At 58.2% G+C, this 12531-nt stretch carries 17 protein-coding genes; 7 read left to right on the plus strand and 10 right to left on the minus strand.

Annotated elements, in window-relative coordinates; all coding sequences use genetic code 11:
• Positions 1–16: 16 nt before the first annotated feature.
• From ACEN8Q_RS17365 to tsaA, 3 genes are all read left to right on the plus strand, one after another.
• Positions 17–487 (plus strand): DUF1456 family protein, encoded by a 471-nt coding sequence (locus tag ACEN8Q_RS17365; RefSeq protein WP_111281414.1) that lies wholly within the window; start codon positions 17–19, stop codon positions 485–487.
• A 215-nt stretch (positions 488–702) separates the two neighbouring features.
• Positions 703–1473 (plus strand): SDR family oxidoreductase, encoded by a 771-nt coding sequence (locus tag ACEN8Q_RS17370; RefSeq protein ID WP_413703482.1) that lies wholly within the window; start codon positions 703–705, stop codon positions 1471–1473.
• A 164-nt stretch (positions 1474–1637) separates the two neighbouring features.
• Positions 1638–2333: a tRNA (N6-threonylcarbamoyladenosine(37)-N6)-methyltransferase TrmO gene (tsaA, locus tag ACEN8Q_RS17375; protein ID WP_413703483.1), complete on the plus strand. Its 696-nt coding sequence runs from the start codon at positions 1638–1640 to the stop codon at positions 2331–2333.
• A 182-nt stretch (positions 2334–2515) separates the two neighbouring features.
• On the opposite strand, the gene fpr is transcribed toward tsaA, so the two are convergent.
• On the minus strand, positions 2516–3295 hold the full coding sequence (gene fpr / locus ACEN8Q_RS17380; protein WP_003443014.1) for a ferredoxin-NADP reductase: 780 nt from the start codon (positions 3293–3295) through the stop codon (positions 2516–2518).
• 133 nt (positions 3296–3428) lie between these two features.
• Here fpr and ACEN8Q_RS17385 point away from each other — a divergent pair, with 133 nt between their 5' ends.
• Positions 3429–4355 carry a LysR family transcriptional regulator gene (locus tag ACEN8Q_RS17385; RefSeq protein ID WP_413703484.1) on the plus strand — a complete coding sequence of 309 codons (927 nt, stop codon included), beginning with the start codon at positions 3429–3431 and terminating at the stop codon, positions 4353–4355.
• Here ACEN8Q_RS17385 and ACEN8Q_RS17390 read toward each other — a convergent pair.
• Positions 4352–4714: a diacylglycerol kinase gene (locus ACEN8Q_RS17390; protein WP_007996906.1), complete on the minus strand. Its 363-nt coding sequence runs from the start codon at positions 4712–4714 to the stop codon at positions 4352–4354. The two genes, ACEN8Q_RS17385 and ACEN8Q_RS17390, sit on opposite strands and share 4 nt — an antisense overlap.
• 75 nt (positions 4715–4789) lie before the next feature.
• Positions 4790–5440, minus strand: coding sequence for a response regulator transcription factor ErdR (gene erdR, locus ACEN8Q_RS17395; protein ID WP_108216688.1), 651 nt, complete (start codon positions 5438–5440; stop codon positions 4790–4792).
• Between erdR and ACEN8Q_RS17400 the strand changes: the two genes are divergently transcribed.
• Positions 5433–5678 carry a hypothetical protein gene (locus tag ACEN8Q_RS17400; protein WP_413703485.1) on the plus strand — a complete coding sequence of 82 codons (246 nt, stop codon included), beginning with the start codon at positions 5433–5435 and terminating at the stop codon, positions 5676–5678. The two genes, erdR and ACEN8Q_RS17400, sit on opposite strands and share 8 nt — an antisense overlap.
• Here ACEN8Q_RS17400 and ACEN8Q_RS17405 read toward each other — a convergent pair.
• Entirely contained in the window at positions 5659–6417 is a 759-nt protein-coding gene (locus ACEN8Q_RS17405; RefSeq protein ID WP_413703486.1) for a tRNA-uridine aminocarboxypropyltransferase, read from the minus strand. The genes ACEN8Q_RS17400 and ACEN8Q_RS17405 overlap by 20 nt on opposite strands.
• Positions 6418–6605: 188 nt before the next feature.
• On the opposite strand from ACEN8Q_RS17405, the gene ACEN8Q_RS17410 reads away from it, so the two are divergent.
• Positions 6606–7028, plus strand: coding sequence for a quorum-sensing-regulated virulence factor family protein (locus tag ACEN8Q_RS17410; protein ID WP_007990204.1), 423 nt, complete (start codon positions 6606–6608; stop codon positions 7026–7028).
• Here the strand turns inward: ACEN8Q_RS17410 and ACEN8Q_RS17415 are convergent, their stop codons facing one another.
• Complete coding sequence (locus tag ACEN8Q_RS17415) at positions 7029–7223, minus strand: hypothetical protein (RefSeq protein WP_413427229.1); 195 nt, start codon at positions 7221–7223, stop codon at positions 7029–7031.
• Between the two features lie 481 nt (positions 7224–7704).
• Between ACEN8Q_RS17415 and ACEN8Q_RS17420 the strand changes: the two genes are divergently transcribed.
• Positions 7705–8823, plus strand: a complete 1119-nt coding sequence (locus tag ACEN8Q_RS17420; RefSeq protein ID WP_413427231.1) for a TIGR00730 family Rossman fold protein — start codon at positions 7705–7707, stop codon at positions 8821–8823.
• A 44-nt stretch (positions 8824–8867) separates the two neighbouring features.
• On the opposite strand, the gene recX is transcribed toward ACEN8Q_RS17420, so the two are convergent.
• The 5 genes from recX to ACEN8Q_RS17445 all read right to left on the minus strand — a co-directional run bounded on the left by recX (position 8868) and on the right by ACEN8Q_RS17445 (position 12352).
• Complete coding sequence (gene recX / locus ACEN8Q_RS17425; RefSeq protein ID WP_413703487.1) at positions 8868–9335, minus strand: recombination regulator RecX; 468 nt, start codon at positions 9333–9335, stop codon at positions 8868–8870.
• Between the two features lie 8 nt (positions 9336–9343).
• Positions 9344–10402 (minus strand): recombinase RecA, encoded by a 1059-nt coding sequence (recA, locus tag ACEN8Q_RS17430; protein ID WP_007996915.1) that lies wholly within the window; start codon positions 10400–10402, stop codon positions 9344–9346.
• Positions 10403–10485: 83 nt separating this feature from the next.
• Positions 10486–10986: a CinA family protein gene (locus ACEN8Q_RS17435; protein WP_413427235.1), complete on the minus strand. Its 501-nt coding sequence runs from the start codon at positions 10984–10986 to the stop codon at positions 10486–10488.
• Positions 10987–11104: 118 nt separating this feature from the next.
• Positions 11105–11446, minus strand: a complete 342-nt coding sequence (locus tag ACEN8Q_RS17440; RefSeq protein WP_413427237.1) for a phage holin family protein — start codon at positions 11444–11446, stop codon at positions 11105–11107.
• Positions 11447–11617: 171 nt separating this feature from the next.
• Complete coding sequence (locus ACEN8Q_RS17445) at positions 11618–12352, minus strand: XRE family transcriptional regulator (RefSeq protein WP_413427254.1); 735 nt, start codon at positions 12350–12352, stop codon at positions 11618–11620.
• Positions 12353–12531 lie beyond the last annotated feature (179 nt).

Below are 12531 nucleotides of genomic sequence, written 5' to 3' on the forward strand. Positions count from 1 at the left end.
TATCAGGACTGCACACATGATTCATAACGACGTACTGCGCAGCGTGCGCTACATGCTCGACATCAGCGACAAGAAAGTCATCGAGATCATCAAGCTCGGCGGCCTGGACGTGGCCCTGCCTGACCTGGTGACCTACCTCGACAAGAAAGAGGAAGACGAGGAAGGTTTCGTACGCTGCCCGGACGAAGTCATGGCACATTTCCTCGACGGCCTGGTGATCTTCAAGCGTGGCAAGGACGAAAGCCGTCCGCCGCAGCCGATCGAAGTGCCCGTGACCAACAACATCATCCTGAAAAAGCTGCGGGTGGCGTTCGAGCTCAAAGAAGACGACATGCACGCGATCCTCAAGGCCGCCGAGTTCCCGGTGTCCAAGCCTGAGCTGAGCGCGCTGTTCCGCAAGTTCGGCCACACCAACTATCGCCCGTGCGGCGACCAGTTGCTGCGTAACTTCCTCAAGGGCCTGACCCTGCGCGTTCGCCCGCAATAAGCTCAAGACACATCTGTTTTCTGTAGGAGCTGGCTTGCCAGCGATGGTCGCAAACGATAACGCGTGCTGACTGGATGAACGCGGCGCTCTCTCATCCTTCGCTGGCAAGCCAGCTCCTACAAGGCGGAATGCCACCCTATTCCGCGCAAAAATAGTGGCTCCGCTTCTGGCGGCTGACGACTAGGGTGTTAAGACCTCAGTTTTCAGGATTCGCCATGCACCCCTACTTTTCCCTGCAAGGCCGCACCGCCCTGGTGACCGGCGGCACCCGTGGTATCGGCAAGATGATCGCCAAGGCCTACGTCGAGGCGGGCGCCACCGTGTACGTCTGTGCCCGTGACGCCGAAGCCTGCCAGCAAACCGCCGACGAACTCGGTGCGCTTGGACGCTGCCATGCCATGGCTGCCAACCTCGCCACCGAAGAGGGCGTCCTGCAACTGGCCACACGCCTGGGCGAGCAGATCAGCCATCTGGACATTCTGGTGAACAATGCCGGCACCACCTGGGGCGCATCGCTGGAGAGCTACCCGATCAAGGGTTGGGAAAAAGTCATGCAGCTCAACGTGACGTCGGTATTCAACTGCATCCAGCAATTCCTGCCCCTGCTGCGCAAGGCCGGCTCGGCGCAGAATCCCGCGCGGATCATCAACATTGGCTCAGTGGCTGGGATTTCATCCTTCGGCGAACAGGCATATGCCTACGGGCCGAGCAAGGCTGCGTTGCATCAACTGTCGAGGATTCTGGCGCGCGAACTGGTGAGCCAGCACATCAACGTCAATGTGATCGCCCCGGGGCGCTTTCCGAGCAAGATGACCCAGCACATCGGCAATGATGAACAGGCGCTGGCGCAGGATACTGCACTGATCCCGATGAAGCGGTGGGGCCGCGAGGAAGAGATGGCCGCGCTGGCGATCAGCCTGGCGAGTACTGCCGGGGCTTATATGACCGGGAATATCATTCCGCTGGATGGCGGGTTCAGCCTGTAGATCGGCGGTGTGGCTTTCGCGAGCAAGCCCGCTCCCACATTGGTCCTGAGTTGTTCACAAAAATGTGGCAGCGGGCTTGCTCGCGAAAGGGCCGGCACAGCCACCACTGAACACAGGTCGATCGGGTTATCATGCCCACCCTCTTCCCGCTTCGACCTCAAACCATGACCTACAGCGTTTCCCCCATCGGCTTCGTGCGCTCCTGCTTCAAAGAGAAGTTCGCCATTCCGCGCCAGCCGCAGCTGGCCCCGGCCGCCCGTGGGGTGCTGGAACTGGTGGCACCGTTCGATCAAGGGGACGCGGTACAGGGCCTGGAGCAGGTCAGCCACGTGTGGCTGCTGTTCCTGTTCCACCAGGCCCTGGAGGAAAAGCCACGCTTGAAGGTCCGCCCTCCTCGCCTCGGTGGCAATAAATCCATGGGCGTGTTTGCCACCCGCGCCACCCATCGCCCCAATGGCATCGGACAGTCAGTGGTGAAACTGGACAAGGTCGAAGCCAACCGTTTGTGGATATCGGGCATCGATCTGCTGGATGGCACGCCGATTCTCGATATCAAACCCTACGTGCCCTACGCCGACATCATCGCTACAGCCACCAACAGCATCGCCAGCGCCGCGCCGCAGCTGATTCCCGTGCAGTGGACGGACAGCGCCCTGGAACAGGCTCACGGGCACGCTCAGCGCCTTGAAGAACCCTTGGTGGAATTGATCGAGCAATGTTTGGCGCAGGATCCACGCCCGGCTTATCAAACACCTGCACCCGAGCGGGAATACGGTGCGCAGTTCTGGGATCTGGATGTGCGTTGGCACTACCCGGAAACAAACGTGATCCGGGTCCTGGAAGTTATCCCGGTTAAATAAACCCGGAAACGAAAAAGCCCGCATGACCTTCTCAGGCCATGCGGGCTTTTCTTTGCAATACACATCTACTGTAGGAGCTGGCTTGCCAGCGATGGACTCGAACTCACCGCGTTACACCAGGAAACACGCGTTATCGTTAACGACCATCGCTAGCAAGCTAGCTCCTACAAGGTGACCTGCGGTCACTTCTCGACGAAGGCACGCTCGATCAGGTAATCACCCGGCTCGCGCATCCGCGGCGAAACCTTCAGGCCGAAGCTGTTCAGCACTTCGCTGGTCTCGTCGAGCATGCTCGGGCTGCCGCACAACATGGCGCGGTCGTCCTGCGGGTTGATCGGTGGCAGACCGATGTCGCTGAACAGCTTGCCGCTGCGCATCAGGTCGGTCAGGCGACCTTCGTTCTCGAACGGCTCGCGGGTCACGGTCGGGTAGTAGATCAACTTGTCACGCAGCGCTTCGCCGAAGAATTCGTTCTGCGGCAGGTGCTCGGTAATGAATTCGCGGTAAGCGACTTCGTTGACGTAACGCACGCCGTGGCACAGGATCACTTTTTCGAAACGCTCGTAGGTTTCCGGATCCTGGATGACGCTCATGAACGGCGCCAGACCGGTACCGGTGCTGAGCAGGTACAAATGTTTGCCAGGCTTCAAGTCATCCAGCACCAGCGTGCCGGTAGGCTTCTTGCTGATGATGATCTCGTCGCCTTCCTTCAGATGCTGCAACTGCGAAGTCAGCGGACCATCAGGCACCTTGATGCTGAAGAACTCGAGATGCTCTTCCCAGTTCGGGCTGGCAATCGAGTAAGCGCGCATAAGCGGGCGGCCGTTGGGCTGTTGCAGGCCGATCATCACGAACTGACCGTTCTCGAAGCGCAGACCCGGATCACGGGTGCACTTGAAGCTGAACAGAGTGTCGTTCCAGTGGTGAACACTGAGGACACGCTCGTGGTTCATGTTGCTCATGTACGTGGGACTCCTGGAGATTGGTCTGCGCATGCGCTGCTAAAGATGCGGTGCGCAATTGCATCGCATTCTAATAGCAGTAACAATATCTGTTAAATGGATTATTAAGATAAGGGTTATCGGTTATATCGATATGCGATTTACTCTCCGTCAACTTCAAGTATTCGTCGCCGTCGCCCAGCAGGAAAGCGTATCCCGTGCTGCGGGCCTGCTCAACCTCTCGCAATCGGCGGCGAGCACCTCGATCATCGAACTGGAGCGCCAGTGCAGCTGCCAGCTGTTCGACCGCGCCGGCAAGCGCCTGAGCCTCAATGCGCTCGGCAAACAGCTGCTGCCCCAGGCGGTGGCCTTGCTGGACCAGGCCAAGGAAATCGAAGACCTGCTCAACGGCAAGTCCGGCTTCGGCTCGCTGGCCGTGGGCGCGACCCTGACCATCGGCAATTACCTGGCCACCCTGCTGATCGGCGGCTTCATGCAGCGCCATCCGGAAAGCCAGGTGAAGCTGCACGTGCAGAACACTGCCAATATTGTGCAACAAGTAGCCCACTACGAAATTGATCTGGGTCTGATCGAAGGTGACTGCAGTCACCCGGACATCGAAGTACAAAGCTGGGTCGAGGACGAACTGGTGGTGTTTTGCGCCCCTCAGCATCCGCTGGCCAAACGCGGCACGGCGACCATGGAGGAGTTGAGTCACGAAGCGTGGATCTTGCGCGAGCAAGGCTCCGGCACACGGTTGACCTTCGATCAAGCCATGCGCCATCACCGCACTTCTTTGAATATCCGCCTGGAGCTTGAGCACACCGAAGCGATCAAACGCGCGGTGGAGTCAGGTTTGGGGATTGGTTGCATTTCCAGGCTGGCTTTGCGCGACGCATTCCGCCGCGGCAGCCTGGTGCCTGTCGAGACGCCGGATCTGGATCTGGCGCGACAGTTTTATTTCATCTGGCATAAACAGAAATATCAGACCTCGGCGATGCGCGAGTTCCTCGACCTGTGCCGCGCCTTCACCGCCGGGGTTCAGCGCAGCGACGAGATCGTGCTGCCAACGATCGCTTAGAGCAGAATCACCGCCCACACCAGGGCAATCATGCTCAATGCCACGAACTGGGCGGCACTGCCCATGTCCTTGGCATTCTTGGACAGCGGATGCCGTTCAAGGGAAATGCGGTCGATGGCCGCTTCCACTGCCGAGTTGAGTAACTCGACGATCAACGCCAACAGGCATACCGCGATTAACAACGCCCGTTCGACCCGGCTGACATTCAGGAAGAATGACAAGGGAATCAGGATGACGTTGAGCAATACCAGTTGCCGAAAGGCGGCTTCACCGGTGAAGGCGGCGCGCAGGCCGTCCAGCGAATAACCGGAGGCGTTGAGGATTCGTTTCAGGCCGGTCTGGCCTTTGAAAGGTGACATAGAGTGGGCAACTGACAAAAAAGAAGTGGGAAAGCTAGTTCAACCAAAGTCAAAAAAGCGTGAAGTCGCCAGCCATTAATGGCTGGAAATTGACTCAAGTTGTTGCAAGAGCAGCGCGGCCTGGGTCCGGGTCCGTACATTCAGTTTACGGAAAATCGCGGTTACGTGCGCCTTGATCGTCGCCTCGGAAACACTCAGCTCGTAGGCGATCTGCTTGTTCAGCAAGCCTTCGCAGACCATGGTCAGCACCCGGAATTGCTGCGGCGTCAGGCTGGCAAGACCTTCGCTGGCCGCTTTCGCCTCTTCCGAGACGCTGACCGCTTCGAACGCCTGCGGTGGCCAGAACACGTCGCCATCGAGGACCGCCCGCACGGCTTTCTGGATCACACTCAAGTCGCTGGATTTGGGAATGAAGCCACTGGCGCCGAACTCACGGGACTTGACCATGATGGTCGGCTCTTCCTGGGCCGAGACCATGACCACCGGAATCTGCGGGTACTGACCGCGCAGCAGGACCAGTCCGGAAAAGCCGTAGGCCCCCGGCATGTTCAGGTCCAGCAGTACCAGATCCCAGTCGGACTTCTCTGTCAGGCGGACTTCCAGTTCGGCGATGCTCGCCACTTCCACCAGGCGGACATCCGGGCCAAGGCCCAGGGTCAGCGCTTGATGCAAGGCACTACGAAAAAGTGGGTGGTCATCGGCAATCAGGATTTCGTATGTGGCCATTTTTCAAATGATCCTGTTTTTCGTGGGACGCCCGATGCATTCGGGCCTCGCCAAAGCAACTCAAGGCACAGCCACGGAGCTGGATTTACAAGGCACGCTCAACGCAAAAAACCGCGTTGCAAACTTTGGCCGCACCCTAATCGGCGCCAAGCATGCCCAGCGAAGCCGGGGTGGTCAAGCAGCATGGCCGGTACACTTTATTGCAGTATCCGAGACAATCAGTCCATCAATGGCGTGACCGGCTGGACATAGGGCATCAACTCGGCGTGCGCCGGGGTCGAAACGTTCATGTCCAACTGATGTTTGGCGTCGAGGTAGTGCTGGCTGAACACATCGAAGTAGGCATCCAGCGCCGAGGCCGCGGCTACATCACCTGCAAGGTCGAGGCACAGCGCCGCCACTTCCGCCGTGCACAGATGCTCGCTGCGGGTCGAGCGGCGCAACCGGTAGCGGGAGAGTTTCTCCGGCAGCAGGCTGAGGATCGGCAATCGATCGAAATAGGGGCTCTTGCGAAAGATCTTCCGCGCCTCGGTCCAGGTCGCATCCAGCAGAATGAACAACGGGCGCTTCGTGCCATCGACATCCACGCTATTAGTCACACGCTCAGGCTCGACGTACTCCCCCGGAAACACCAGGTAAGGCTGCCATTGCGGGTCGGACAACAGCGCCAGCAACTTCGGATCGACCTCCGTACGGGACCAGATGAAGGCATGGTTGTCCGGGACCACGTCGGCGATCAGCCAACCCGTGTTGCTCGGCTTGAACACTTCCTTGTTGGTCATGATCAGGCACACGCCGGAGCGGGTAGCGACCTGCGGACGCCATGCGCACAGGCAGTGACTCTCGATCACCCGGCAATCACGGCAACGCGGTGCGCGCCAGCCGCGGGCCTGAATCGGCTTGATGCCCTCCTCCTCGCGCTGATCGCGCAGGCGGGCTACGGCATTCAAGGCAAAGCGCGCGCGGGTATGACTCATAGCGGGCAACGCCCGCAGAGAAGGGAAATCGACACGAAAAACACTCGACAGGGTAAAAAGTGCCAGCAGTTTACCAGACCGCCCGGTGCAAGCCTGTACCGTCCAGCCTGCCTCCCCTATAATTCGCCGCCACTGAACGCACAGTCACGTGACGGGTCCAACCCCCATCACTGAACCAGGAGAGTTTCATGCTGCGCCTTATCGTTCCTACCGCGGCCATTTTGCTGGCGTCGTCCTTCAACGCCCAGGCTGCGTCCCTGAAAGACACGGAACTGAACAAAATGCTGCAAAACGTCGCCACCCAGAGCAGCGTCGGCACTCCACGAGCGATCAACGAAGACATACTCGATCAAGGCTACACCGTTGAAGGCAAGCAGCTGATCAACCATCTGAGCGTGCAGAGCAGCCACGCCGACAAGATGCGTGCAGACCCCAAAGCGGTGTACTTCCAGTTGGGAGCTTCTGTCTGCAGAAATGAAGGGTTTCGCAAGCTGATGGCCAAGGGCGCGATCATGCGTTACGACTTCACCGAGGTGAAGACCAACCGTCCAGTCGGCTCTGCAAGCTTCCAGGAATCGGATTGCCTGCAACCAGCGAAGAAGAAAAAGTAATCACCGGGAATTGGCGCGCCGCTGTTCATCTTCGGCGCGCAATTCCGCCAGCAGCGCCTGCAAGTAATGCGAACGGCGTTCGCCGCCACGCAAACGCCGGCAGCACTCCTCTTCGAGACTCAAATGATTGGTCTCGGCTGATGACTTCAGCAATCGATACAGTTGCGTATCGATCTCCAGAACGACTCTGGTCATGGTTTCCCGCCTCCCTGCACTTCACTCTTGTTTGAGCGATAAATCCTTGAACCGCTTGTACCGTGCGCCATGCCATTGACGCAAAGCTGTCGTGTGACACCTGTAACTTAGTAAATCAGAGTGCGGCACAGGCGACGTACGTTCGGACGAGCGGTGAAACCACCTTGCATATCGTCAATAAGCGGTTGCCAGGAAAGACTTTGTGGCGCAATGATCAAGACAGCGCAAATCACTGTAAAGGTCTAGATTTCAGATTATCCACGTTCATTTTTCAGGGCTGGAAAGGGGCTGCCCATCGCTTGCCGTATTGTGCGAATGTTTCTTTCATCCAAGGGAAAAACAGAGCCTGTTTGGATGACCCGGTGTTTTTCGGGTCAAGTAGATCGCCCAGGCATGGGCCGGGGCAGACAGCGACACATGAAGTGTCGTGGCACCGACGCACGTTGTCGGGCCGAGGGTTCTGTGCAGAAGGAGAAGTTGAATGCCTTACCAACCGAATGACCTCCTGAGCCGTCATTTCGAAGAAAGCGGCCACGACCTCATCAGCAAGGTCGAAGAACAGCTCAAGCTGATTTCACCCAACAGCCCGAACACCCCGATCTACCGCGACATGATCCTGACCGTGCTACGCATGGCCCAGGAAGACCACAACCGCTGGAATGCCAAAATCACCCTGCAAGCCCTGCGCGAACTGGAACAGGCTTTCCGCGTGCTCGAACAATTCAAGGGGCGGCGCAAGGTAACTGTCTTCGGCTCGGCCCGTACCCCCATGGAACATCCGCTCTACAGCATGGCCCGGGAACTCGGTGCCGCGCTGGCGCGCTCGGAGATGATGGTGATCACTGGCGCCGGTGGCGGCATCATGGCCGCCGCCCATGAGGGCGCCGGACTGGCAAACAGCCTGGGGTTCAACATCACCCTGCCCTTCGAACAGCATGCCAACCCCACCGTCGACGGCACGACCAGCCTGCTGCCCTTCCACTTCTTCTTCACCCGCAAGCTGTTCTTCGTCAAGGAAGCCGATGCCCTGGTGCTGTGCCCGGGTGGCTTCGGTACCCTGGATGAAGCGCTGGAGGTGCTGACACTGATCCAGACCGGCAAAAGCCCATTGGTGCCAGTGGTGCTGCTCGACACGCCGGGCGGAAAATTCTGGCAAGGCGCACTGGACTTCATTCACCAGCAACTGGAGGAAAACCACTACATCCTGCCCACTGACATGAAGCTGGTGAAACTGGTCTACAACGTCGAAGAAGCGGTAGAGCACATCAATCAGTTCTACGGCAACTTCCACTCCAGTCGCTGGCTCAAGCACCAGTTCCTGATTCGCATGAATCACGCACTCAGCGACAGCGCACTCGAACACATACAGGTGGCTTTCGGCGACCTGTGTCTGAACGACCATTTCCATCAGCACGTTTACAGTAGTGAAGAACATGACGAAGCCGAATTCAGCCATCTGGCGCGGCTGGTCTTCAACTTCAACGCCCGCAATCATGGCCGCCTGCGCGAGCTTGTGGACTACATCAACCTGCCGGAAAACTGGACACAATCAAAAGCCCAGATACAGCAGCGCACACGGGAGCCGTCAAAAGTTACGTGAGGCATAAAAAACGGCCCGCTATCGAAATAGCGGGCCGTTTCAGTTCAATCATCCATCCCTCGACCGCTGAACAGGCGGTTGATCATTTCCATGGAGTATCCCCGATACGCCAGGAACCGGCCTTGCCTGGTCCGCTCCCGGACGTCTGCCGGCAATTGCCCGGAGAACTTGCGTCGCCAGGTATCGGCCAGTTGCTCCTGCCAATCGATACCGCTCTCACGCAGGGCGAGTTCAATATCGGTGCGCTGCAGGCCGCGCTGGCTCAATTCTTCGCGAATGCGTAAAGGGCCATAACCGGAACGGGCGCGGTAGGAAACGAAACTTTCGAGATAACGGGTTTCGGACAACAACCCCTCTTCCGTCAACCGGTCGAGTGCTGTTTCGATCATTTCAGGGAGGGCGCCGCGCTGACGCAGTTTACGCGTCAGCTCGACACGACCGTGCTCGCGTCGTGCGAGCAGGTCCATTGCGGTTCGCCGCACCGCGACGAGTGTATCGAGTACGGCGGTCATCGCTTCGATCAGATATCAGCGTCAGCCAGGTCGTCTTCGGTCTCTTTGACCGCAGAAGCTTTGGCGTCCGCAACCGATGCAGGCGACAGCAGCTTGTCACGCAATTGCTTCTCCAGCTTTGCCGCGACTTCCGGGTTATCCGCCAGGAACTTGGCCGAGTTGGCCTTGCCCTGACCGATCTTGGTGCCTTCATAGGCATACCAGGCACCGGACTTCTCGACGAAACCGTGCAGAACACCCAGGTCGATCATCTCACCGTTGAGGTAGATGCCCTTGCCGTAAAGAATCTGGAACTCGGCCTGACGGAACGGCGAAGCCACCTTGTTCTTCACAACCTTGACTCGGGTTTCGCTACCGACGACTTCATCACCCTCTTTCACCGCGCCAGTACGACGGATGTCCAGACGAACCGATGCGTAGAACTTCAGTGCGTTACCACCGGTGGTGGTTTCCGGGCTACCAAACATCACGCCGATTTTCATACGGATCTGGTTGATGAAGATCACCAGGCAGTTGGCGTTCTTGATGTTACCGGTGATTTTACGCAGAGCCTGGGACATGAGACGGGCTTGCAGGCCCACGTGCATGTCACCCATTTCGCCTTCGATTTCAGCCTTTGGCACCAGGGCGGCCACGGAGTCGACGATGATCACGTCAACTGCGTTGGAGCGCACCAGCATGTCGGTGATTTCCAGGGCCTGCTCGCCGGTGTCCGGCTGGGAAACCAGCAGGTCGTCGACGTTGACGCCCAGCTTGCCGGCGTACTCAGGGTCGAGGGCGTGTTCAGCGTCGACGAATGCGCAGGTCGCGCCGGCTTTTTGAGCCTGGGCGATCACGGACAGGGTCAACGTGGTTTTACCGGAAGATTCAGGACCGTAGATTTCAACAATACGGCCTTTTGGCAGGCCGCCGATGCCGAGAGCGATGTCCAGCCCCAGAGAGCCAGTGGAGATGGCCGGGATCGCCTGACGGTCCTGATCGCCCATACGCATTACGGCACCCTTGCCGAATTGACGTTCGATCTGACCCAGGGCCGCAGCCAAGGCTTTCTTCTTGTTGTCGTCCATTAAAGTCCTCACGTAATCAATAAGGCCTGACGGCCAACACCTGTATAAGTAGCCAGTATTATTCCACAGCGTTTGAGGATCGCCTACCCCTGATTTGAGATTTCTGCCGCGGCATACCGCAGCAGCCCCTCTAGCGCGGCCTTCACCGTTTGTCGGCGCACCTCGTCGCGGTCACCGGGGAAGTGTTGCCGCTCGCTGAACACTCGCTCGCCAACGCCCCAGGCCAGCCATACCGTGCCCACAGGCTTGCTCGGCGAACCACCGTCCGGCCCGGCCACGCCACTGACCGCCACGGAAAAAAATGCGCGACTTTTCTCCTGCGCGCCCCTGGCCATCGCTTCGACCACCTCGCGACTGACCGCCCCCACCGTGGTGAACAACTCCACCGGGACACCCAGTTGCAGGTTCTTCTGCAGATTGGAGTAAGTGACATAACCGGCCTCGAACCACGCCGAGCTACCCGGAATACGGGTGATCGCCTCGGCGATCCCGCCTCCGGTACAGGACTCGGCCGTGGAAACATGGGCATTGAGAATCTGCAATTGCCTGCCAAGGTCAGCGGCGAGCTGGGTGATTACTTTCACGGTCATCTCCTGATGGGGCGGGATGGGTTAACCGTACACGAGCAGACCGCACTTGCAAGCTACAGGACCGATCAAAATGTAAAGAAGCAGAGGCTCTGGAAAAGGCCTGTCGGGGGAATCAATCTTCCACGTCACCGGGCGCAACAGGAGCGATACCGATGCGCTTGGCTGCCCAACGCTCATATAGCCCTAAAACTACGTCTGTCCCGGCCATCGCCGTTAAGCAGCCCCCCGCACAAGCAGCCCAAATGGAAACATTGGCGGCGTGCAGCAGCATGATGACCGAGGCGCCGCAAATCATGCTGGAGCCAGACCGCAGGATCAGGCGCCACACAAGGGGCCAGCCACGAACGCCGTCTTTATCGGCACGCCACATTTCACCGGTAACGCCACCGAGTATTGGCAGGATGATGAGCAGCCACAGAGGCATGTCCAGCAACGCATATTGCTCAGCGGTCATTTCATGCCTCCTTGAGTGAATGGTCACTCCGTGTTTTTTATAGATAGGCAATCAGATTATGCATCAACGCATAGTCAGTCAATGCATTTACGCATTGAAAAACAATCCAATGATTTGAGCACGCGAAAAAAAACCCGCTCGGGAAGCGGGTTTTATCTGAACGTACGGGCATTAACGGGCGTACATGCCCCACCAGAAGACATGTCCGAGGATAACAATCGGCTCCCCCTGGATTTCCTGAAAGGTGTAGTCTTCGTCCGGATGTTCATCGCGGTTGAAGCTGCGCAGGCGAATCCCGGTCGGCAGGCGATACAGCTGCTTCACCCGCAATTGGCCGTTGTGATTGATTGCATAAAGGTCGCCGTCAACGATATCGCCAATGCCGCACTTGCCGGCATTCACCCCGACCGTGGCACCGTCGCGCAGTACCGGCAACATGCTGTTGCCCCGCACCGTCACGCATTTGGCCTGGTCGAACTGCACGCCGTTATGACGCAGGCTTCGTTTGCCGAAGCGCAGGCTAGAGCGCTCGCTTTCCTCGATGACGAATCTTCCCGATCCTGCAGCCAATTCAACCTCGCGAAGAAAGGGGACCGACACCTCGTCGTCATCGACAGGGGTATCATCGTCCCACAGACTTATATCCTTGAGCTCCGAATGCACAGGAGAGCGCCCGGCATTAGCGGCAGGCACGACGTCCGCGCGGCCACGCAACTGGTCAGTGCTCACCGAGAAATACCCGGCGATCTTCGAAATATGCTTATCCGAAGGATCGACGATTTTCCCGCCGAGAATGCGCGAGAGTGTGGATTGAGGCACGCCGGTACGACGGTGAAGCTCCGTAGGGGAGATCCCGTGCTGATCGAGCAATGCTCTTAATACGGTAGATACGTTGCGTTTTTGCATAATGCGCATAGTGCTTGTTCTTTTCGAAGAAGACAAATGCCGATTTGCATAATCGATGCATAACATGTTTTTTGCATCGTAAAAGATGTCACCGGGCCGTGGCGCCTGCGTCGGGTAGACCGCCCATGGTAACCTTGCGCCCATCGCGGAAAAGCCCGGCCTTTGCCCCGCTTTTGCCC

The sequence above is a fragment of the Pseudomonas sp. Pseusp16 genome, from assembly GCF_047324915.1.
Taxonomy (GTDB): domain Bacteria; phylum Pseudomonadota; class Gammaproteobacteria; order Pseudomonadales; family Pseudomonadaceae; genus Aquipseudomonas; species Aquipseudomonas fluorescens_CD.